The 21,432-nt window shown below is 66.5% G+C and carries 15 protein-coding genes and 1 other RNA gene; 7 read left to right on the top strand and 9 right to left on the bottom strand.

Annotated features, from left to right (window positions below):
- Positions 1–918: a transglycosylase SLT domain-containing protein gene (locus ASC94_RS17390; protein ID WP_082616604.1), complete on the bottom strand. Its 918-nt coding sequence runs from the start codon at positions 916–918 to the stop codon at positions 1–3.
- Between the two features lie 514 nt (positions 919–1,432).
- Here ASC94_RS17390 and ubiD point away from each other — a divergent pair.
- Both ubiD and ffs read left to right on the top strand, forming a co-directional pair.
- The gene (gene ubiD / locus ASC94_RS17385) at positions 1,433–2,917 is read left to right on the top strand and encodes a 4-hydroxy-3-polyprenylbenzoate decarboxylase (RefSeq protein ID WP_082616603.1); all 1,485 of its coding nucleotides are present in this window, start codon (positions 1,433–1,435) and stop codon (positions 2,915–2,917) included.
- A gap of 147 nt (positions 2,918–3,064) precedes the next feature.
- Positions 3,065–3,163, top strand: an RNA gene (gene ffs, locus ASC94_RS31985) — signal recognition particle sRNA small type.
- A 69-nt stretch (positions 3,164–3,232) separates the two neighbouring features.
- Here the strand turns inward: ffs and ASC94_RS17380 are convergent.
- Positions 3,233–3,895 (bottom strand): hypothetical protein, encoded by a 663-nt coding sequence (locus ASC94_RS17380; RefSeq protein ID WP_056397387.1) that lies wholly within the window; start codon positions 3,893–3,895, stop codon positions 3,233–3,235.
- Positions 3,896–3,994: 99 nt separating this feature from the next.
- Here ASC94_RS17380 and dnaX point away from each other — a divergent pair, with 99 nt between their 5' ends.
- From dnaX to ASC94_RS17355, 5 genes are read left to right on the top strand one after another with little or no spacing between them, the layout of a single operon-like run.
- On the top strand, positions 3,995–6,664 hold the full coding sequence (gene dnaX, locus ASC94_RS17375) for a DNA polymerase III subunit gamma/tau (RefSeq protein WP_056398125.1): 2,670 nt from the start codon (positions 3,995–3,997) through the stop codon (positions 6,662–6,664).
- A 36-nt stretch (positions 6,665–6,700) separates the two neighbouring features.
- Entirely contained in the window at positions 6,701–7,027 is a 327-nt protein-coding gene (locus ASC94_RS17370; RefSeq protein ID WP_056397384.1) for a YbaB/EbfC family nucleoid-associated protein, read from the top strand.
- Between the two features lie 15 nt (positions 7,028–7,042).
- Positions 7,043–7,333: a YciI family protein gene (locus ASC94_RS17365; RefSeq protein WP_056397381.1), complete on the top strand. Its 291-nt coding sequence runs from the start codon at positions 7,043–7,045 to the stop codon at positions 7,331–7,333.
- A 3-nt stretch (positions 7,334–7,336) separates the two neighbouring features.
- On the top strand, positions 7,337–7,927 hold the full coding sequence (recR, locus tag ASC94_RS17360) for a recombination mediator RecR (protein ID WP_056397379.1): 591 nt from the start codon (positions 7,337–7,339) through the stop codon (positions 7,925–7,927).
- Positions 7,924–9,129 (top strand): CaiB/BaiF CoA-transferase family protein, encoded by a 1,206-nt coding sequence (locus ASC94_RS17355; protein WP_056397375.1) that lies wholly within the window; start codon positions 7,924–7,926, stop codon positions 9,127–9,129. Before recR ends, ASC94_RS17355 begins: the two co-directional genes overlap by 4 nt.
- A 7-nt stretch (positions 9,130–9,136) precedes the next feature.
- Here ASC94_RS17355 and ASC94_RS17350 read toward each other — a convergent pair whose 3' ends face one another.
- The 7 genes from ASC94_RS17350 to ASC94_RS17320 form a co-directional block, all read right to left on the bottom strand.
- The gene (locus ASC94_RS17350) at positions 9,137–9,895 is read right to left on the bottom strand and encodes a hypothetical protein (RefSeq protein ID WP_157201483.1); all 759 of its coding nucleotides are present in this window, start codon (positions 9,893–9,895) and stop codon (positions 9,137–9,139) included.
- Between the two features lie 126 nt (positions 9,896–10,021).
- A complete protein-coding gene (locus tag ASC94_RS17345; protein WP_056397369.1) occupies positions 10,022–12,214 on the bottom strand; it encodes a bifunctional diguanylate cyclase/phosphodiesterase in 2,193 nt (730 codons plus the stop codon).
- A gap of 1 nt (position 12,215) precedes the next feature.
- Positions 12,216–15,452, bottom strand: a complete 3,237-nt coding sequence (locus ASC94_RS17340) for a response regulator (RefSeq protein WP_056397366.1) — start codon at positions 15,450–15,452, stop codon at positions 12,216–12,218.
- Between the two features lie 127 nt (positions 15,453–15,579).
- Positions 15,580–16,914: a sigma-54 dependent transcriptional regulator gene (locus ASC94_RS17335; RefSeq protein WP_056397362.1), complete on the bottom strand. Its 1,335-nt coding sequence runs from the start codon at positions 16,912–16,914 to the stop codon at positions 15,580–15,582.
- Positions 16,914–18,788, bottom strand: coding sequence for an ATP-binding protein (locus tag ASC94_RS17330; protein ID WP_200955734.1), 1,875 nt, complete (start codon positions 18,786–18,788; stop codon positions 16,914–16,916). The genes ASC94_RS17335 and ASC94_RS17330 overlap by 1 nt, the downstream gene beginning before the upstream one ends.
- A 60-nt stretch (positions 18,789–18,848) precedes the next feature.
- Positions 18,849–19,946 carry a porin gene (locus tag ASC94_RS17325; protein ID WP_056397358.1) on the bottom strand — a complete coding sequence of 366 codons (1,098 nt, stop codon included), beginning with the start codon at positions 19,944–19,946 and terminating at the stop codon, positions 18,849–18,851.
- A gap of 26 nt (positions 19,947–19,972) precedes the next feature.
- The gene (locus ASC94_RS17320; RefSeq protein ID WP_056397354.1) at positions 19,973–21,244 is read right to left on the bottom strand and encodes a dicarboxylate/amino acid:cation symporter; all 1,272 of its coding nucleotides are present in this window, start codon (positions 21,242–21,244) and stop codon (positions 19,973–19,975) included.
- Positions 21,245–21,432 lie beyond the last annotated feature (188 nt).

Raw genomic sequence — 21,432 nt, 5'->3', positions numbered from 1 at the left:
TTACAGGCCGGCCAGCTGGGCGTCCGGCAGCTTGGCTGCGGCAGTCACCGGGGCGGTGTTTGCCGCCACGGCCGTTTCAACCTGCTTGGCAGGCGATGGGGCGGCTGCCATCACCGGGGTGGTGGTCGGCACCTTCTTGCCGGCGGAAACCTGCTTCAGGCGCTTGTATTCGGCCAGCACGCGCGAACCGTAGCCGTCATCGGTCTCGAAGGCGGCGGCGCCCACGTAAGTCTTCAGGCCGGCCTCCACGGAACCGCCTCGGGTCACATAGTCCTTCAGGATCAGCGAGCCGACGCGGATGTTGGCCACCGGGTTCAGGGCCGCCTGCACGCCGCCCATGTCCTGGAACTTCTCATGGTGGATCTTGGACATCACCTGCATCAGGCCCTGGGCGCCCATGGGGCTCTCGGCGAACGGGTTCAGGCCGGACTCGATGGCCATCACGGCCAGGATCAGCAGCGGGTCCAGCTTGATCTCGCGGGCCGTCAGGTAGGCGGTGGACACCAGCATATTGGTGGCGTCGCCCGCCACGCGGTAGCGCTTGGACAGCCAGGAAGTGACCCATTCCTGCTGCTTGCGGGTGCCCATGATGGCTTTTTCCTCCGCCGTCAGCGGGGTTGCGTCGGCAGCGGCAGCGGTGCCGCCGGCGGGCGCTTCCATCAGTTCGTGCAGCGGCGGCGCGCTGACCGTGGCGACGGCTTCAGGTTGCGGCAGCAAGCTCTTGCTCAGGGCTTGCGCCAGGTCGGGACGGGCGAACAGGACGGCGATCATGACCAGGGCGCTCACGCCGAAAACGGTCAAAGTGTGTTGTGCGGTGGTCAGTACGCTGCGTGCGGTGACGCGCGAGCCGGCCAGGCCAGTAGCGGCACGCGCCAGCTGGCGGGTAGCATTTGCTACCGAGGTGAAACGATTAGTCATTCAGAACTCCCCTGAAATGTCCGTAACGAGCGCATCCCTGCCGCGTGCAAAGTGTGCATACGCGGTCGTATCGATGTGCCAATGCCGTGCATCAGAAATATCATTCGTTCGAAGCCGCCGTGGGCGCGCGCCGAACGCCATCATTGCTTGCCTGAGCTGTTACTGCCTGGAGCGTATGCTGGAGGCCTATCTGTAAACAGTCGCAATACAACTTTTTTCGGGGGTAAGGCAGACGCCTTTTGAAAACACTCCTTAAAATGTCATGTGGAGCCCCGACTCCGTGAATGAATGAGCAACTGGTCCTAGCGGTGATAAAGTTGGCTAAGTGACCATGTCCTCTTCAAGTAGGCAAATTGTAGAAGCCGTTTTATATCACGTCAATACTAACACGCGCGTTCTTTATAACTTATGAATCTAGCTTTTTACCTTGCAAAGCAGCAAAAACCAATAAAATCAACCACTTGACCGAAAAACCTCGTCCAGCCCGTCCGAAGCGAAAAAAAAGTAAAAAAGTATGAAATATTCCGATTTGCGAGATTTTATTGCCCAGTTGCAAAAAATGGGCGAGCTTAAGCCTGTTTTGGCAGCAGTTTCCCCCCATTTAGAGATGACCGAGGTCTGCGACCGCGTTTTGCGGGCTGGCGGACCGGCCCTGCTGTTCCAGAATCCCACCGGCCACAGCATGCCGGTGCTGGGCAATCTGTTCGGCACGCAGCGCCGCGTGGCGCTCGGCATGGGCGCCCAGGACACCAGCGAACTGCGCAAGATCGGCCACGTGCTGGCGCGCCTGAAAGAGCCGGAGCCGCCCAAGGGCTTCAAGGACTTGATGGACATGGGCTCGCTGGTCAAGGCGGTGTGGGATATGTCGCCCAAAGAGATGAAGGGCGCGCCCTGCCAGGAGATCGTCTGGGAAGGCAAGGACGTCGACCTGGCGCGCCTGCCGATCCAGCACTGCTGGCCGGGCGACGTGGCGCCGCTGATCACTTGGGGGCTGGTGATTACCAAGGGGCCCAACAAGAAGCGCCAGAACCTGGGCATCTACCGCCAGCAGGTGCTGGGGCCGAACAAGGTCATCATGCGCTGGCTGGCGCACCGGGGCGGCGCGCTGGACTTCCGCGAGCACGCCATCCAGAGCAAGGGCAAGCCCTACCCGATCGCAGTGGCGCTGGGCGCCGACCCGGCCACCATCCTGGGCGCGGTCACGCCGGTGCCGGACACCCTGTCCGAATACCAGTTCGCCGGCCTGCTGCGCGGCAGCCGCACGGAACTGGTGAAAGCCATCGGCAGCGAGCTGCGCGTGCCGGCCTCGGCCGAGATCGTGCTGGAAGGGCACATCTACCCGGACGAAAACCACCCGAGCGGCTACGAGCACGCGCTGGAAGGGCCGTACGGCGACCACACCGGCTACTATAATGAGCAGGATTCCTTCCCGGTGTTCACCATCGACCGCATCACCATGCGGCGCGACCCGATCTACCACTCGACCTACACCGGCAAGCCGCCGGACGAGCCGGCCATGCTGGGCCTGGCGCTGAACGAAGTGTTCGTCCCGCTGCTGCAAAAGCAGTTCAGCGAGATCACCGATTTCCATCTGCCGGCCGAGGGCTGCAGCTACCGCATGGCGGTGGTGCAGATCCGCAAGCAGTATGCCGGCCACGCCAAGCGCGTGATGATGGGGGTGTGGAGCTTCCTGCGCCAGTTCATGTATACCAAGTTCATCGTGGTGGTGGACGAGGATGTCAATATCCGCGACTGGAACGAAGTCATCTGGGCCATCACCACCCGCGTCGACCCGACCCGCGACACCACCCTGGTGGACCATACGCCGATCGACTACCTGGACTTCGCCTCGCCGGTGAGCGGCCTGGGCAGCAAGATGGGCATCGACGCCACCAATAAATGGCCGGGCGAAACCATGCGCGAATGGGGCACCACCATCGTCATGGCGCCGGAGGTAAAGAGCCGCGTCGACCAGATCTGGCAAGAACTCGGCTTGTAATCCTAACGCCTCAGACAATTCCCATAAGCAGCCTGAGCCGCATTTTCCCCCACTTCGGGGTCAGACCCCGAAGTGGGGGAAAATGCGGCTCAGCTCGGTTTGGGGTGGGATTAGGCAGATTCGCCGGGAGCGGGTATAATGACGCTCGGCGGGCCCCTGCGCATTGCGGCATGGCCAACCTGGTCAGGTCGGGAACGAAGCAGCCACAGCTATTCACCGCAAGTGCCGCAGATCAGGCTCGCCTCTTTAGATCTGAGAAGTAAAAAGCTGCCGAAGCAGCTTTTTTTTCGCCTGCTGCTTTTACGTTGCAGTCATTTATTCGCCGTCCACTTCTGCTTCGTACGGCTGCTCGCTCACCGTCACCAGCGGGTTTTCCGCCAGCAGCGCCTTGTCCAGCTTGAGCTTGATCTGCTGCTTGGCGTCCGTCGCGTAGCGCTTCTCGCCGCCCTTGGCCTGCACCACCAGCTGGGCCGGCTTGCGGAACTTGAAGATCACTACTTTCATGGTGGGCGCAAACAAGCTCAGCGCGCCGGCCACCTTGTCGATGGCGGCGTTGGACTGCGGCACGCTGCCCATCACCGTGGCGTAGTTCCATTGCAGCGCTTCCGGCACCACGGCCACCAGGTCGAAGCCGATGCTGGCCTTTTCGCCCTTGGGCTGGTTGGTCCAGATCTTTGCGTCCTCGGCGATCCATTTCTCGTTCGGCACGATCACCGTGCGGCCCAGTTCGTCCAGCACCAGCGGCGATTTGCCCTCCGCATGCACCACGGTGAGTTTCAGGCTGCCGGGCGCGATGGCTTTGTTGACCGGCGTGAAGCGGGCATACACTTTCAACTTGTCGCGCTCGGCGGCGGGCAGGCTGTAGAATTTGTCCAGCTTTACCGTTTCGATGATTTTTTTATACGGCGCCCATTCGCGCTCTTCGGCATGGACCAGCAGCGGCAGGGCGCACAGCAGGGCTAAAGCGAGTTTTTTCATTTTTCTCAATTGTTAAAAGGAAAGCAAGAGTGTAAGCGAAGTCATGTCCAACGTCTAATGTTGACCGCAGCACCTGCTATCTACGGTAAAATCCCAGCCATGTCCTATCAAGTCCTCGCCCGCAAATACCGTCCCCGGAACTTTGAAACGCTCGTCGGCCAAGAGCACGTCGTGCGCGCACTCACGCATGCGCTGCACAGCGGCCGGCTGCACCACGCCTATTTATTTACCGGCACGCGGGGCGTCGGCAAGACCACGCTGTCGCGCATCCTGGCCAAATCGCTCAATTGCGTGGGGCCGGACGGCAGCGGCGGCATCACCGCCACGCCGTGCGGGGTGTGCGAAGCCTGTACCGCCATCGACGGCGGCCGCTTCGTCGACTATATAGAAATGGATGCGGCGTCCAACCGCGGCGTGGACGAAATGGCGCAGTTGCTGGAGCAGGCGGTGTACGCGCCGTCGAATGCGCGCTTCAAGGTCTATATGATCGACGAGGTGCACATGCTCACCAATCACGCCTTCAACTCGATGCTGAAGACGCTGGAAGAGCCGCCGGAGCACGTGAAGTTCATCCTGGCGACCACCGATCCGCAAAAGATTCCTGTGACCGTGCTGTCGCGCTGCCTGCAGTTCAACCTGAAGCAGATGCCGCCGGGCCACATCATCAGCCACCTGGACAATATCCTGGGACAGGAGGGCATCACTTTCGAGCAGCCGGCGCTGCGCTTGCTGGCGCAGGGCGCGCATGGTTCCATGCGCGACGCGCTGTCGCTGACCGACCAGGCCATCGCCTATGCTGCAGGCGAAGTGACGCTGGACGCGGTGCAGGGCATGCTGGGTGCGCTGGACCAGTCTTACCTGATCCGCCTGCTCGACGCGCTGGCGGCGCAGGACGGTGCCGACCTGCTGGCTGTGGCCGATGAGATGGCCACGCGCAGCCTGTCGTACAACGGCGCCTTGCAGGACCTGGGCACCTTGCTGCACCGGATCGCGCTGGCGCAGACGGTGCCGTCCGCGCTGCCGTCCGACTTGCCGGAGTACGCGGACATCGTGCGCCTGGCTGCCGCGTTCGATGCGGAAGAGGTGCAGCTGTATTATCAGATTGCCGTGCATGGCCGCAACGAACTGGGCCTGGCGCCGGACGAGTATGCGGGGTTCTCGATGACCCTGCTGCGCATGCTGGCCTTTCGCCCCGGCGTCGGTGGCGCCGAAGGTGTTCCGTCAGCCGCGCCGGCCGTAGCGCGCGGTCCGGGCGCTGCCCGCGCTGCCGCCGCTGCGGCGGGATTGAATGTGGGCGGCGCGGCCGCCGGCGGGGCAGCTGCGCGTGCCGCGTCGGTGTCGGCAGCGAGCCATTTATCCGTGCCGCCGCCGTCGGTGGTGGCAGGCGCCGCCGCCATGGCCCGCGCCGACGCAGCCGCTCCGGCCGCGCGTACTGCCGCGCCAGCGTTTGGCGCAACCCCACCCGCACCCGCAGCCACACCTGCTCAAGCATCCGCTCCGGTTCAAGCATCGGCACCTGCTCAAGCATCCGCATCGGCTCACGTAGCCGCTTCGGTTCAAGCATCGGCGCCTGCTCAGGCATCCGCGCCTGCTCAATTGGCCGCGCGCCCTCCAGCATCGGCGCCTGCACAAGCCTCTGCGCCTGCTAACGCATCGGCCCCCGCTGACACATTCGCATCCGCTCCGGCCGCGGCAGGGGCTGTGGCCGCAGCCCCTGCCTCCGGCGCGCCGCTCAGCCCGGCACGGGCAGCGATCCAGGCTGCGCTTGAGGCTGCGCGCGCCGCGTCCGGGCAGAAACCCGTCAGCAGCCGGCCAACGTTGACGCCGCCGGCTCCTGCCGCGTCCGAAGCCGCGCCCGCAGCGCCAGCGCCGGCGTACAGCGCTGCTCCGCCCGCCCCAGCGCCGGCGCGCCCGCCTGCGCCTTGGGAAGATGCGCCGGCGGCGCCTGCTGCGCAAGCCGCACCGCCGCGCCAGGCAGCGAGCGCCCCGGCCTCCGCGCCTTGGGACGATGCGCCATCCCCGGCCGCGCCGCGTACGCAAGGGGCGGCGCCGTGGGATGACGGCCGTCCTTCGATGGGCACGGCAGTCCTGGAGGCGCCCGTCCAGCAGGCGCGGCAACCGGCCGCACAGCCTGCGCCGCAGCCCGCTCCGGCCGCTGCTGACGATGACCTGCCGCCCTGGGTAACCGAATTTTCCGACGACAGTGCCATGCCCGCCCACGGCCAGGCCGACGCCGCACCGCAGGACTACACGCAGCAAGGCCAGCAAGCTCAGCAAGGCCAGCAGCCGACGTTCGCACCGCGCCCCGCCCCGGCCCCGGCCAAGGCGCCGCATGCCTACGTCATCACCCCGATCCCTGAGCTGGACTGGGACGGCAACTGGCCCGCGCTGTCGGCCCGCCTGCCGCTGCGCGGCGTGGCCCAGCAGCTTGCCACGCAGGCCGAACTGATCACCTGCGTGCCGGACGGCACCCACAGCGCGGTGTTCAATATCCGCGTGCCGATTGAAACCTGGCGCACCCCGCCAAATGTCGAGAAACTGGCCCTGGCGCTGACGGAACGCTTCGGCCGCCCGATCCGCGTGGAAACCGAACTCGGCCCGACCTGGTACACCGCCAGCGCCGAAGCGCAGGCGCACCGTGCCGCCGTGCAGCGCGCCGCCGAGGAAACCGTGGCCAACGACCCGTTTATCCAAAGCATGATCCGCGAATTCGGCGCCTTCGTGGTGCCGGGCTCGATCGTGCCGCCGCCGGCCCCGCCCGCGCACTAATTTATACTTATCGAATCTGACACGGAGAACATCACCATGATGAAAAACCAACTGGCTGGCCTGATGAAGCAGGCGCAAGCAATGCAGGACAACATGAAAAAAGCCCAGGAAGCCCTGGGTTCGATCGAAGTGGAAGGCCAGTCGGGCGCTGGCCTGGTGAAGGTTGTCATGACCTGCAAGAACGACGTCAAGCGCGTCTCGATCGACCCGTCGCTGCTGGCCGACGACAAGGACATGCTGGAAGACCTGGTGGCCGCCGCCTTCAACGACGCGGTGCGCAAGGCCGAGGCAACCTCCGCCGAGAAAATGGCCGGCCTGACTTCCGGCATGAACCTGCCCGCCGGCTTCAAGATGCCTTTCTAAGCCGGCGCACACGGTATGTTTATTATCTCGCTCACGTATTTGAAACCGGCCGAGGAGATCGACGCGCTCCTGGCCGCTCACCGCGAGTACCTGCGCGAGCAGTATGACAACGGCATGTTCCTCATGTCGGGCCGCATGGTGCCGCGCACCGGCGGCATCATCATTGCCACGGCCGACAGCCGCGCCGACATCGAAGCGGTGATCGAACTCGATCCCTTCAACGAGGCCGGCGCGGCCAGCTATACCATCACCGAATTCGTGCCGACCATGACGGCCGATATCCTGAGCGCCTTCAAGCAAGGCTGATGTATGGCGACATCGCTGGAATTCCTCACGGAGGCCTTGCGCCGCCTGCCTGGCGTGGGGCCGAAGTCGGCGCAGCGCATGGCCTACCATTTGCTGCAGCACGACCGCGAGGGCGCGGCCATGCTGTCGCGCGCGCTGTTCCAGGCGGTGGAAGCGGTGCACCACTGCGCGCTGTGCAATACCTTCACCGAAGACGAGATCTGCGGCACCTGCCGCGATGAAGACCGCGACAAGCGCATGCTGTGCGTGGTTGAAACCCCGGCCGACCAGATGATGATAGAACAGACCCTGACCTACAAGGGCCTGTACTTCGTGCTGATGGGCAGGCTGTCTCCGCTGGACGGCATCGGACCCAAGGATATCCATCTGGAAAAGCTGGTCGAGCGCGCCAACGACGGCGTGGTCGGCGAGGTGGTGCTGGCCACCAATTTCACCAACGAAGGCGAAGCCACCGCGCACTACATCAGCGAGCTGCTGAAGGCGCGCGGACTGAAGGTGAGCCGGCTGGCGCGCGGCGTGCCGGTCGGCGGCGAGCTGGAATACGTGGACGCGGGCACCATCGCGCGGGCCATGCTCGACAGGCGGACAACATGACTCCAGGGGCCCTCAATGGCATCAAGGTTCTCGAACTCGGCACCCTGATCGCGGGCCCGTTCTGCGCCCGCATGCTGGGCGAGTTCGGCGCGGAAGTGATCAAGGTGGAGGCGCCGGGCGACGGCGACCCGATCCGCAAGTGGCGCGTGCTCAAGGACGGCACCTCGCTGTGGTGGTCGGTCCAGTCGCGCAACAAGAAAAGCATCACCCTCAACATGAAGGACGCGCGCGGCCGCGCCATCGCCAGGGAGCTGGCGCTGGAGGCGGACATCATCGTCGAGAATTACCGGCCCGGCGTGCTGGAGAAGTGGGAACTGGGCTACGAGCAGCTGAAGGCCGTCAAGCCGTCCATCATCATGGTACGCCTGTCCGGCTTCGGCCAGACCGGGCCGATGAAGGACTTGCCCGGTTTTGGCGCCATCGGCGAATCGATGGGCGGGCTGCGCTACGTGTCCGGCCACGCGGACCGGCCGCCGGTGCGCGTGGGCGTGTCCATCGGCGATTCGGTGGCCGCGCTGCACGGCGTGATCGGCGCCATGATGGCGCTGCGCCACCGCGACGCCACCGGCGGCCGCGACGCTGGCCAGGGCCAGATGGTGGACGTGGCGCTGTACGAGTCGGTGTTCAACCTGATGGAATCGCTGGTGCCGGAGTTCGACCACGCGGGCGTGGTGCGCGAGCGCACCGGCGGTGCGCTGCCCGGCATCGTGCCGTCCAATACCTACACCACCAAGGATGGCGAGAACATCGTCATCGCCGGCAACGGCGATGCGATCTTCAAGCGCCTGATGCTGGCCATAGGCCGCATCGACATGGCGGGCGATCCGCAGCTGGAGCGCAATGACGGCCGGGTGCAGCGCACGGAGGATATCGACGGCGCCATCCAGGCCTGGTGCGACACCCTGGCCATAGACGAGGCGCTGGCCGTGCTGAAGGCGGCCGATGTCCCGGCCGGGAAGATTTATTCGGTGCGCGACATGATGAGCGATCCGCAATTCCTGGCGCGCGGCATGTTCGAGCAGCACCACTTTGCCGACGGCACGCCGGTCAAATTGCCGGCCATTTCGCCCAAGCTGTCCGCAACGCCGGGCCACACCAACTGGCTCGGCCCTGCGCTGGGCCAGCACAACGACGAAGTGCTGCGCGCGCTGGGCTACAGCGATGCCGACATCGCCGCGCTGCGCGGCGACGGCGTGCTGTAGCCGCCACTCACATGCCGTAACGGTAGGGCACCACGGCGTAGTCCAGCACGGCGGCTCCCGCGCGGCCAGCCGTGCGGTCCCACACTGCCAGGGTGCTGAGCGTGGCTTCCGAGCGGGTGTGCGGACTCATCAATTGAAAGCCGCTGAGCGAGCGCCCGGGGCCGATCCGGCCCGCCGCGCCCTGTTCCTGCGGCAGCAGCGACCAGCGCACAAAGCTCACGGCATCCGTCTCCATGGTCCAGCCCAGCGGGATGCCGGTCACCGTGACCGGCGCGGCCAGGCTGAGCGTAAAGCCGACGATGTCCAGCCCGCTGCCGGTTTCCTGCTCGTTCACCAGTTCGTAGTTCCAGAAGTCGGTGCAGACCGCACTGGCCACCCGCGCGTGCAGCAGGCGCGGCTCGGCGGCGGCGGACGGCGGCGGCACCTGCACGTAGCGCGTCAGCGCCATCGGAAAACTGATATCCTCGACGATGTAGCTGCCGCGTACCGTCAGCAGGTATTGCGCCTCCGGCAGCATGCCGATGCCGGAAAACACGGCCGTCACGCGCGCCACGCCGCTGCGCTCGACGTCGCCCAGCACCACCGGGTAGCCGTGCGGCGGGCCCAGGCGTCGGGCGCAGCCCAGTGTGATGTCGTGGCACATCAGGCGGTGGATGGCGGCGCCGCCCGCGTTGATGATTTCAGGGGTAACGATCAGCTTGCCGCCGACGTTCTGAATTGCAGGCAGCCCCAGCACCACCTGCATTGCGCTTGGCCAGTTTGCCATGATTTCCTCCTGAGTATGCTCCATACGCAGCATATTCGGTGCCAGCCCGGCGCAATTCCAGCGGAAACAAGCACTTGCGGCGGGTCCGGCTTTCACGGCCGCGCCAGTGTCAAAAAAGGCGACGCATCAGCGCGCGGCCGGGGTGACAGGGGGAGCGGGGGCGGCAGGCGTTGCCGTGGAGGTCGGCGCGCGCTGGACCTTGAGCATCTGGGTGATGGATTCCTGCGGCGACGGGCGCCCCAGGTAAAAGCCCTGTGCCATGTCGCAGCCGTATTTTTCCAGCAGTGCGAGCTGCTCGTCGGTTTCCACGCCTTCCGCCACCACAATCATTTTCAGGCCATGCGCCATGGCGATGATGGCGCGCGTGATGGCGGCGTTTTCCGTGTCCTCCGGCAGGCCGATAATGAAGCTCTTGTCGATTTTCAGCGCCCGCACGTCGAAGCGTTTCAGGTAGCTCATCGACGAGTAGCCGGTGCCGAAATCGTCGATCGACAGCAGCACGCCGATGCGGCGCAGCTGATCCAGCATGGCCATGGTGGCGCGGGCGTCGTCCATCAGCGTGCCTTCGGTCAGCTCCAGTTCCAGCAGGCGCGGCTCCAGGCCGGTGTCGCCCAGGGCGGAGAGCACGATCTGGGTCAGGTTCTCGTCCTTGAACTGGCGCGCCGACAGATTCACCGCCATGCGGATGGCGCGGCGGCAGGTCTGCTGCCAAGCCTTGGCCTGGCTGCACGCGGTGCGCAGCACCCATTCGCCGATCGGCACGATCAGCCCGGTCTCCTCGGCCAGCGGAATGAAGTCGTTGGGCGGGATGATGCCGTGCTCGGGATGGCGCCAGCGCACCAGCGCCTCCACGCCCACGATCTGCGAACTGGGCACGTCGATCTGGGGCTGGTACAGCAAGTACAGCTCGTTGTTCTGCAGCGCCTTGCGCAAGCCCACTTCCAGCTTCACGTGGCTCATGATCTGCATGGTCAGCGAGGAACTGTAAAGTTTGGCGTTATTCTTGCCGCAGTTCTTGGCGTGGTACATGGCGGTGTCGGCGTACTTGAGCAGCGATTCGCTGTCTTCGCCGTCTTCCGGATACAGCGAGATGCCGATGCTGGCGGTGACGAAGATCTCGTTGCCGTCCAGCTGGAAGGGGCGGCGCATGGCGTCCTTTACCCGCTGCGCCACGGCCAGCGCGTCTTCCACCCGGTCCAGGTCCGGTATCAGTATCGTGAACTCGTCGCCGCCCAGGCGTGCCAGGTGGTTGCCGCTGGCCATGTGGCTGACCACGTCGCTGGGACGGATGGTTTCACGCAGCCGCTCGGACACGGTCTGCAGCAGCAGGTCGCCGACGTTGTGGCCCAGGGTATCGTTGATGCGCTTGAAGGAGTCCAGGTCCATGAACAGCACGGCGAATTTCTTGCAGGCCTGGCGCGAATGGTCCAGCTCGCGCTCCAGCAGTTCCAGGAAGGCTTGCCGGTTGGGGATGCCGGTCAGGCTGTCGCAATAGGCCAGGCGGCGGATCTGCTCCTCGGTGCGCTTGCGTTCGCTGATGTCGCGCACCAGGCCCAGCACGTCGCCGGCGCCGGTGCTCACCAGGCGTGCCTCGAAATGGCGTGGCTGCTCGCCCAGCTGGAGCTCGTAGTCGAAGGAGCGGATCTGTTGCGACGACAGCACGGCCCGGGCCTGCTCCAGCAGATGGCCGGCGATGTGCTGCGGCAGCACCTCGCTCACGTGGCGGCCCACGCAATGGTCGAGCGGGAAGGTGCTGCCGGCTTCGTGGCCTTGTTCGTAGTCGAGGTAGACGCCGTCGCGGTCCAGGCGGAAGAAGGTGTCGGGGATGGCGGCCAGCACGGCGCGGTTGTGCGCGTCCGCCACGCGCAGGCGGGCGATGGCGTCGCTGGCGCGCAGCACGTACAGCACGCGGTGGCCGAGTATGGGCCAGTTGATGGGCTTGGAGACGAAGTCGGTCGCACCCGCTTCGTAGGCCTGGGTGACGGCTTCCAGGTCGTCGCCGCCGGTCACCATGATGATGGGCACGGTGGCGGCTGCTGGCGTGGCGGCTGGCGCGCCGTCGCCGCCCTGCGCGCCGGGCGCGCCCAGTGCACGTATCGCACGGCATACGGCGAAGCCGTCCATGTTGGGCATGTCCACGTCCAGCAGCACCAGGTCCGGCGGCCGGCGCTGGAAGCTGGCGATGGCGGCCGGACCATCTTCGGCCTCCACGGCGTCCAGGCCAACCTGGGCCAGCATTTCCAGCATCAGCAGCCGCATGACGGGATCGTCGTCGGCTACCAGCACGGTGCCGCGTTTGGGGTGGGAGTGCGCTGCCATGTCAGGGTTCCTTCTCTAGGATGGCGCCGAGCGATTGCCGCACTGCGTCGAATTCCCGCTCCATGCTGGAGAGCAGGGCGAGGGCGCCATCTGAGAGGCCGGCGCCGGCCAGTAGTTCCAGTTCCTTGCACAGCGCGGCCAGGGCGTCGGCCCCGACGTTGGCGCTGCTGGATTTGAGGCTGTGGGCAGTGCGGCGCAGCGTCTCGGTGCCGCCGCCGGCCGACGTCAGCGCCGCGCGTGCGGCGCCCAGGTGGCGCGGCGTATCGGCCAGGAAGGCTTGCAGCACGCGCTTGAGCAGCGCGCCGCCCTGGCCGGGCCGCAGCGCGCGGATGTTGTCCAGGGCTTGGCCGTTGATGGCTGCCGGCGGCGGCGGTGCCGGTATAGGCGCAGGTGCAGGCGCAGGTGCAGGTACAGGCGCTAGTGTCGGCGCGATTGCAGGCGCGATTGCAGACGCCATTGCCGGCGCGGGCAGCGCGGGCTCGTCCGCTAGCAGATCGGTGCCGAGGTCGGCGTCGTCGTCGGCGTCGGCGTCGGGGTAGCTGGCGGCGCCGCGTGCCAGGGTGGCGGCCAGGGGCAGGGAGATCCAATGCGCCAGCGTGTCGCCCAGGCCTTGTTGCGTGAAGGGCTTGCTCAGGTAGTCGTCCATGCCGGCCGCCAGGCAGGTTTCGCGGTCGCCGGGCATGGCGTTGGCGGTGATGGCCACCACGGGCAGGTGCTGCTTGGCACCGCGCTGCTGTTCGTGGCGGCGGATCTCGGCAGTGGCCGCCATGCCGTCCATCACGGGCATCTGGCAGTCCATCAGCACAAGATCGAAGTGCTGTTCGCGCACCGCTTCCAGCGCCTCCGCACCGTTGCAAGCCAGGCTGACGTCCAGCCCCAGCCCTTGCAGCATGGCCGACGCCACTTCCACGTTGACGGGATTGTCCTCGGCCAGCAGCACCTTGTTACGCGCCCGCGCGCGCGGCCTGTCGCCAGGAGCAGGCGCGCGCCGCGCCGAGGCTGCCGGGGCTGCGAACACGGGCGCCGACGGGAGCAGCGGCACCGAGGGGGGCATGGGCCGGCCTGCCAGGGGCGCCGCGGCGGACCCGGCCGAAGGGCGCAACGCGGCCGACGGGGCGGATGCGGCAGATGCGGTAGATGCGGTAGGTGCGGTAGGTGCGGCGGTAGACGCGGAAGATGCGAGCGATGCGGTAGATGCGGTGAATGCTGCAGCCGGTGCAGCCGGTGCAGCTGCTGCCGCCTGTGCAGCCGGGGCCTGCTGGCGTGCCGCCTGGCGGCTGCCGTCGCTGCCGCGCAGTGGCGTGGCGATGCAGTCGTACAGGTCGCAGGCGCGCGGCGGCTTGATCAGCTGGAAGGCCACGCCTGCCTCGCGCCGCTGGCGCGTGTCGGCCGCGTTGCGCTCGTCGCTCAGCAGCAGCAGGCGCACCCCGGCAATGGCCGGATCGGCCTTGATCTCGGCCGCCAGCATCAGGCCGCTGCCCAGGTGCTGCTCCATCTCCAGCAGCGCCACGTCATAAGGATGGCCGCGCGCCGCGCCCTCGTGCAGCATGCGCAGCGCCACCTCCGCGCTGGCGGCGCTGTCGCTGTGCAGCTGCCAGCGCGCCAGCTGGCGCTGCAGCAGCACGCGGCTGTCGCTGTGAGGGTCGACTATCAAGGCACGCATTCCCAAGGTGATGGTCTGGTCGAACGACGCGTCCTCTGTCTCCACGCGGCGCTTGTCGAACTGTACGGCGAACCAAAAGATCGAACCTTGCGTTAAAGCATGATCGACACCGATAGTGCCGCCCATCAATTCGACCAGCTGCTTGGAGATCGCCAGGCCCAGGCCGGTGCCGCCGTGCTTGCGGGTGGTCGAGCCGTCCGCCTGCGAGAACGAATCGAAGATGCGCGCGCGCGCCTCGCGCGACACGCCGATGCCGGTGTCCTGCACCTCGAAGCGCAGGCCGACCGACTGCGCATCCTCGCTGGTGGCGCGCACCTTGACGGTGATCTTGCCGGTCTCGGTGAACTTGATGGCATTGCCCAGCAGGTTGAACAGCACCTGGCGCAGCCGGTTCGGGTCGCCGCAGATGGCTACCGGGATGTCGTTGGCGATGGCGAATTCCAGCTGGATGCGCTTGGCCTGCGCCTGCGGCGAAAACACGTTGTCGATATCGTCCAGCAGCTCGCGGAAATTGAAGTGGATGTATTCCACCGTCAGCTTGCCGGCCTCGATCTTCGAGAAGTCCAGGATGTCGTTGATGATGAACAGCAAATGCTCGCCCGAGCGCTTGACCATGCTGGTGTAGTGGCGCTGCTGCGGCGTGAGGGGCGAGGCCAGCAGCAGCTCGGTCATGCCCAGCACGCCGTTCATGGGCGTGCGGATCTCGTGGCTCATGGTTGCCAGGAAATTGCTTTTCGCCTGGCTGGCGGCCTCGGCTGCATTCTTGGCCTTCTCCAGCTGCTCGGTGCGCACGCCCACCTGGCGCTCCAGCTGGTCGCGGTACTGCGCCAGCTTGGCGTCGCGGCTGGCGATCTGCACCAGCATGTCGTTGAAGCTGTCGATCAGCGCCCCCAGCTCGTCGCTGCGCGCGTGCAGCAGCGGCGCGCCTGGCTGGCCGTCGGCGGTCTGCCGCGCGGCGGCGATCAGGCTGCCGATCGGTTCGGCGATGTTGTCGCGGAAGCGGCGCGCCATGAACAGCGCCGCCACGCAGGACAGCAGCGCCGCCGCCGCGCCCCCCAGCAGGTTTTGCAGCACGTCCAGCCACATGCGCGGCAGGCCCGCTTCCACCATCACGGCCCCCACCTGGTCCTGCTGGAAATGCACGCCGCGGAACTGGCGCAGGCCGGGCGCCCACGGCGGGCCGCTCAGTTCGTATGCCCCGGCCTTGCCCAGCTCGGCCAGCGCGCGCGGCGTCAAGTCCTTGGGCGGCGCGCTGCCCGGCCGGTGGCTGACGCGCGCCAGCAGCTTGCCGTCGCGGTCGAACAGCACCGCCTGGCGGATATCGTCGCGGCCGTCGAAGCCGGCCAGGGCCAGCACCTGGTCGCCTTGCGCCGGATCGACGTAGAGCAGCGCAATCTCGCTGCTGGCGGCCAGGCTGCCGGCCAGGGCAAACAGCTGACGCCGCTCCTGCTCCAGCTGGCTCATCACATGCGTGGTGGCAAACACGGCGAACGCCAGCAACAGCGCGCCGCCGGTGGACAAGGCGCTGATCAAGGTGAGTTTCCGGCCCAGGCCGGAGCGTTCGAAGCTGAACATATGCCGATCCTGGCAATTTCCGTTAGGAAAAATATAACTGCCAGGAAATCCGACACCTTGATCTGTATCTAAAGTTGCGCAGCTAGTGCCCTGCTAGCGGCGCTGCAGGGGCACTGCTGCACCCGGTCTAGCGGTAATCTTCCGCCGCCAGGCCGTATTTCTGCAGCTTGTGGTACAAGGTCTGCTTGGGCAGGCTCAGGGCACTGCACGCCTCGGCCACGTTGCCGCCCGCCGTGCGCAGCGCCTGCTCGATCAGCATGCGCTCGAACGCGCTCACCTGGTCGGCCAGCGGCGCCGGCGGCGCCGGCTCCGCGCTGGCGGACAGGCCCAGCACGAAGCGGTCTGCCGCGTTGCGCAGCTCGCGCACGTTGCCGGGCCAGTCCTGCGCCATCAGCTGCTGCATTTGCGCGGGCGGCACCACGGGGCAGGGCCGCTTGTAGCGCGCCGCCGCGTCCAGCATGAAGTGCTCGAACAGCAGCGGAATGTCTTCCCGGCGCTCGCGCAGCGGCGGAATGTGCAGCACGATCAGGTTCAGGCGGTAGTACAGGTCGCTGCGGAACTTGCCCTGGTCCGAGTAATCCTTCAAGTCTTCCTTGGACGCGGCAATCACGCGCACGTCCAGCGGCACCGGGGTATTCGAGCCCAGGCGCTGGATGTAGCGCTCCTGCAGCACGCGCAGCAGTTTCACCTGCATGGCCAGCGGCAGGCTCTCGATCTCGTCCAGGAACAGCGTGCCCTGCGAGGCATGCTCGATCTTGCCGATCTGGCGCTTGGCCGCGCCGGTGAAGGCGCCCGGCTCGTGCCCGAACAGCTCGCTCTCGAAAATGGTTTCCGGGATCGCGCCGCAGTTGATCGGCACGTACTGGTGCTTGCCGCGTTCGCTGAACTGGTGCAGGCAGCGCGCCACCAGCTCCTTGCCGGTGCCGGTTTCGCCGTAGATCAGCACGTCCGCCGGCTGGCCGGCCACGTCCAGGATCACTTGCCGCAGCGCCTGCATGGCGGGTGCGTTGCCCAGCAGGTAGGCGTCGATGCCTTCGCTGTGCGCCAGGCGCTGGCGCAGCGTGCGCACTTCCAGCTGCAGGCGGCGCTTGTCGGCCGCGCGCCGCACCACCTCGGCCAGCTGCTCGGACGAGTAGGGCTTTTCGATGAAGTCGTAGGCGCCGTCGTGCATGGCTTGCACCGCCATGGCGATGTCGCCGTGGCCGGTCACCAGGATCACGGGCAGGTCGGCGTCCATGGCGCGCACCGCCTCCAGCAGGTCCAGCCCGCTCATGCCGGGCAGGCGCACGTCGCTCACCAGCACTGCCGCGCAGTGCGGCTGCACCAGCTTGAGCGCCGGCTCGGCGCTCTCGAAGCTCTGCACGATGAAGCCGGCCAGGTCCAGCGCCTGCTCGCTGCCGGCACGCACGGTCGGGTCGTCTTCCACCAGGATTACCTGGATATCGTTTGTAATCGGGTCCATCATGTCTCCTGTGCCGCTTTGAGTTCGATGACGAAACAGGCGCCGGCACCGGCCTGTTCCGTTTGCTTTTCTGCGCGCAGGCTGCCGCCGAAGTCGCGGATGATTTGTTCCGAGATGGCCAGGCCCAGGCCCAGCCCTTCGCCTTGCGGTTTGGAGGTGTAAAACGGTTCGAACAGGCGCGCGCGCGCCTCGTCGCTCAGGCCGGGGCCGCTGTCCGACACGCGGATGAACACGCGCTCCGGCGTGCTGTTCACGTCCAGGCGCAACTGGCGCACCGGGCTGCCGGCCATCGAGTCGAGCGCGTTGGTCATCAGGTTCAGCAGCACCTGCTCCAGGCGGTTGCTGTCGCAGAGCGCGTAGATGTCGGCCTGGTCGATGGTCAGCTGGAAGCTGACCTTGTCCAGCTGCAGGCGTCGCTCCACCAGCACCAGCGCATTGGAAATCGAGGTGTGGATGGACACTGCCGCCAGCTCGGCGTTGGACTTGCGGGCGAAACTCTTCAGCTTGCCGGTGATGGTGCCCATGCGCGCCACCACCTGCGAAATGGTTTTCAGGTTGTTGCGCACGTCGTCCAGGCGGCCGCGCTCGAACAGCAGCACGGCGTTGTCGGACATGGTGCGCAGCGCCGTCAGCGGCTGGTTCAGCTCGTGCGTGATGCTGGCCGACATCTGCCCCAGCACCGCCATCTTGCCGGCCTGGAACAGCTCGTTCTGGGTGATGTGCAGCTGCTGCTCGGCCTGGCGCCGCACGTCCACTTCCTTGCTCAGGTCCTGGGTCATGCGCGCCAGGCTGGCGGTGCGCTCGTCCACCATGCGTTCCAGGTTGTCGTAGGCGTGCTGCATGTCTTCCTTGGACTGCACGCGCTGGCGCCAGTACAGGAACAGCAGCACCAAAAAGCCGTAGGCCAGCAGCGCGAACAGGAAGGCCACGCGCGCGTTGCCGCGCGCCGTGCTCAGGTCGGACAGATAGATGAAGGTCCAGTCGCGCGGCGCCAGCGAACGGGTTTGCGCCAGCATGCGCGGCGGGGCATTGGACAGGCCGCCGTTGCCGTCGCGGATGGCCAGCAGGCGGGTGCCGTTCGACAGCGGCTCGTCGTGCGCCAGCGTGAGCGAGGGCAGCGCTTGCTCGTGGTACTGGCGCGTCTGCGCCAGCTCGGCGCGCACGCTGGCCGGCAGCGGCCGCAGGGTCTTGAATTTCCAGGCCGAAGCGGAGGTGAGGAACACCACGCCGTTGGGGTCCACCAGCGCCACCTTGTCGGCGCCCTGCGCCCAGCTCAGCTGCTGGCTCTCGATGCTGACCTTGATGGCGGCCACGCCCAGCATGCGGCCGTTCTTGTAGATGCCGTGCGCGTAAAAGTAGCCGGGCTCCAGGCTGGTGGTGCCCACGCCGTAGAAGCCGCCGGGATGGCCGCGCAGGGCGTTGCGGATGTAGGGGCGGAAGTTGACGTCGTCGCCGACGAAGCTGTCCTTGCTGCGCCAGTTGCTGGCCGCCTGGGTGCGGCCCTGCAGGTTGACGATGTAGATGTTGCTGGAGCCGGCCTTCTGGTTCAGGCCCTCCAGGTATTCGTTGACGCTGTTGCGCAAGTCCTCGTCGCCGGGCTTTTCCAGCAGGCCGACCACGTCCCTTTCCAGCTCCAGCATGCGCGGCACCAGGTCGTACTTGTCAAGCAGGTTTTCCAGGCTGGTGGCATACACCTCCAGCCGCTGCGCGCCGGCTGCGCGCAGGCGCTCGGTGGTCACCAGGTTCACCCACCAGTAGGCCAGGTAAGGCAGGGCCAGCCCGGCCAGCAGCACCAGGCCCCACACGGTACGGACGTGATGCGGCCGGCGCGCATGCGCCTGCTGGCTAACCGGGTTGTCGGACTGGACTGGCATCAGGGGGCAACTATAGCAAACCTGCGCGCGCACAGCGGCGCGCGCGGGCTTGCCCGGGCCTTACAGCAGGTGACGCAGGCCGATATTGATGGCGCTGTGGCCCTTGCCGTCCTCGCTGGCGTTGCCCACCGTGAAGGCGGCGCCGTTGGTGTTGCGGATGCGGGCGTAGGCGGTGTACACGTCGGTGCGCTTGGACAGCGCGTACAGGTAGGCCACGCCGTACTGGCGCGCATCCTTGTCGGCGGCGCTGCGGTCGGCGTGCTGCACCACCGAACCGGCAAAGCTGTGCGGACCGAAGGTGGCGCACAGGCCCACCAGCAGGTCGCGGCTGGCAGCGCCCGGCGCGCCGACCGGGCCGGCCGCCACCGCGCCCGAGCCGGCCAGCGTCACGCCGCCCACCGTGCTGAGGATGCTGCCGCCCACCGTGCCCATGCCACGGTTGGCGGCGTAGGCCGCGTGCAGCTGGTAGGCGCCCAAGGTGTAGCGCGCGGCCAGCATGCTGTTGCGCGCGTGGGTGGCGGCCAGCGCGTCCTCGCGGCGGTGGTGCGCCAGCGACACGGCCACCGGGCCGGCGCTATAGCTGACGGCGCCGCTCAGGGAGCGCTTGCGGGTGCTGTCGGCGGCTACTTCGCCGGCGCTGTAGGCCACGTTGGCGGACCAGCCGGCCAGCGTGGGCGTGGCGTAGACTACCGCGTTGTCCATGCGGGCGTTGGGCACCATCAGGTTGGCGGCCTGGCCGGCCAGGCCGTCGCCGAAGGGATCGGCCACGTCGCGCAGCACTTTGTAGTAGGGCGAATACTGGCGGCCGGCGCTGACGGTGCCGAGCGTGCTGCTGCTCAGCGACACGTAGGACTGGCGGCCGAAGGTCAGGCCGCCCTGGCCGGAGGCGCCGGTGTCGATGTAGACGCCGCTTTCCAGCACGAAGCCGGCCGACAGGCCGTTGCCGAGGTCTTCCGTGCCCTTGAAGCCGAGGCGCGAGCCGGACGCCACGCCGCTGCTGACTTTGGTGGTGCTGGCGCCGTTGCCGCGTTCGGCCACCAGGCCGGCGTCGGCCACGCCGTAGATCTGGATGGCGGACGCCGAGGTTTGCGCCTGGGCCTGGGAATGTGCGGTGCAGCAGGCCAGGGCCAGCAGGGAGGTGGTAACGGTGTGTTTCATAGGGTCTCCTGTGAGGGTGGTTATCGTTATGCGGCGCGCACGTAAGCGTGCTCGTCCGATTTTTCTTCTTCGCCCAGCGCGCCTTCCCACTTCGCCACCACGGCGGTGGCGACGGCGTTGCCGACTGCGTTGGTGGCCGAACGGCCCATGTCGAGGAACTGGTCCACGCCCATCAGCAGCAGCAGGCCGGCTTCCGGGATGTTGAATTGGGTCAGGGTCGCGGCGATCACCACCAGCGAGGCGCGCGGTACGCCGGCCATGCCCTTGGAGGTCAGCATCAGCAGCAGCAGCATGGTGATCTGGGTGCCCAGCGACAGGTCGATGCCGTAGGCCTGGGCGATGAACAGCACGGCGAAGGTGCAGTACATCATCGAGCCGTCCAGGTTGAAGGAATAGCCCATCGGCAGCACGAAGCTGGAGATGCGGCGCTGCACGCCGAACTTGTCCAGCGCCACCAGCAGCTTCGGGTAGGCCGCTTCGGAGCTGGCGGTGGAGAAGGCCAGCAGGAAGGGTTCGCGGATCAGGCCCACCAGGCGGAACACGCGCGGGCCCAGCACCACGAAGCCGGCGCCGATCAGCAGCGTCCACAGGCAGAACAGGCCCAGGTAGAAGCCGCCCATGAACTTGGCGAAGGTGGCCAGGATGCCCAGGCCGTTGGTGGTGACCACGGAAGCCATGGCGGCGAACACGGCCAGCGGGGCCAGGTTCATGATGGCGCCGGTGATGCGCAGCATGACCTGGGCCAGTTCGTCGATCACGGCCAGCAGGCGCTTGCCGGAGTCGCCCAGGGCGCCCAGCGCGGAGCCGAAGAAGATGGAGAACACCAGCACTTGCAGGATCTCGTTGTTGGCCATGGCCTCGATTGGCGACTTGGGCACCACGTGGCTGATGAAGTCCTTCAGCGTGAAGGCCGACGTTTTCAGGCCGGTGGTGGCGTGCACGTCGGGCAGCGGCAGGCCGAGGTTTGTGCCCAGCTGCATCAGGTTCGACAGCACCATGCCCAGCGCGAGCGAGCACAGCGAGGCGACGATGAACCAGGCGAAGGCCTTGGCGCCGATGCGGCCGGCAGCCTTGCCGTCGCTCAGGTTGGCGATGCCTACGGTGAGGGTCGAGAACACCAGCAGCGCGATGATCATCTTGATCAGGCGCAGGAAGATGTCGGTCACCAGCGAGATGTGGGCGGAAATGTCGGCGGTGAGTTTCTTGTCAGGGAATACCGTGTTACAGGCATAGCCGACCGCGATGCCGAGCAGCATCGCGATCAGGATGTAGAGGGTGAGGGGGCGCTTCTTTTGCATACCGGTCTCCGTTTGTAGTCAAGTCCCCGCGCGATTGGCGGAGTCCAGCCTCTTTAGCAAACGGTGTGCCTGCCGGTTTTTTAGCCAGAATTGCTCGTAAGTGTTTGATTTGTAAGGTGACTAACGGTGCAATGATGCCGCTGCGCAAGCTTCCGGTCCCGATGTTTGGACGGTCGAAATGGCTTGCG

It is taken from the genome of Massilia sp. Root418 (genome assembly GCF_001425265.1).
In the GTDB taxonomy this organism is placed as follows: Bacteria; Pseudomonadota; Gammaproteobacteria; order Burkholderiales; family Burkholderiaceae_D; genus Rugamonas.
This window is presented reverse-complemented; position numbering and strand designations above follow the sequence as displayed.

Excerpts from the sequence above, each read along its gene's own strand:
- ASC94_RS17340 (WP_056397366.1), bottom strand. The coding sequence starts at position 15,452 with ATGTTCAGCTTCGAACGCTCCGGCCTGGGCCGGAAACTCACCTTGATC.
- ASC94_RS17365 (WP_056397381.1), top strand. The coding sequence starts at position 7,043 with ATGTTTATTATCTCGCTCACGTATTTGAAACCGGCCGAGGAGATCGAC.
- ASC94_RS17370 (WP_056397384.1), top strand. The coding sequence starts at position 6,701 with ATGATGAAAAACCAACTGGCTGGCCTGATGAAGCAGGCGCAAGCAATG.
- ASC94_RS17390 (WP_082616604.1), bottom strand. The coding sequence starts at position 918 with ATGACTAATCGTTTCACCTCGGTAGCAAATGCTACCCGCCAGCTGGCG.
- ASC94_RS17380 (WP_056397387.1), bottom strand. The coding sequence starts at position 3,895 with ATGAAAAAACTCGCTTTAGCCCTGCTGTGCGCCCTGCCGCTGCTGGTC.
- ASC94_RS17320 (WP_056397354.1), bottom strand. The coding sequence starts at position 21,244 with ATGCAAAAGAAGCGCCCCCTCACCCTCTACATCCTGATCGCGATGCTG.
- recR (WP_056397379.1), top strand. The coding sequence starts at position 7,337 with ATGGCGACATCGCTGGAATTCCTCACGGAGGCCTTGCGCCGCCTGCCT.
- ASC94_RS17345 (WP_056397369.1), bottom strand. The coding sequence starts at position 12,214 with ATGGCAGCGCACTCCCACCCCAAACGCGGCACCGTGCTGGTAGCCGAC.
- ASC94_RS17335 (WP_056397362.1), bottom strand. The coding sequence starts at position 16,914 with ATGGACCCGATTACAAACGATATCCAGGTAATCCTGGTGGAAGACGAC.
- ubiD (WP_082616603.1), top strand. The coding sequence starts at position 1,433 with ATGAAATATTCCGATTTGCGAGATTTTATTGCCCAGTTGCAAAAAATG.
- dnaX (WP_056398125.1), top strand. The coding sequence starts at position 3,995 with ATGTCCTATCAAGTCCTCGCCCGCAAATACCGTCCCCGGAACTTTGAA.
- ASC94_RS17325 (WP_056397358.1), bottom strand. The coding sequence starts at position 19,946 with ATGAAACACACCGTTACCACCTCCCTGCTGGCCCTGGCCTGCTGCACC.
- ASC94_RS17355 (WP_056397375.1), top strand. The coding sequence starts at position 7,924 with ATGACTCCAGGGGCCCTCAATGGCATCAAGGTTCTCGAACTCGGCACC.
- ASC94_RS17330 (WP_200955734.1), bottom strand. The coding sequence starts at position 18,788 with ATGCCAGTCCAGTCCGACAACCCGGTTAGCCAGCAGGCGCATGCGCGC.
- ASC94_RS17350 (WP_157201483.1), bottom strand. The coding sequence starts at position 9,895 with ATGGCAAACTGGCCAAGCGCAATGCAGGTGGTGCTGGGGCTGCCTGCA.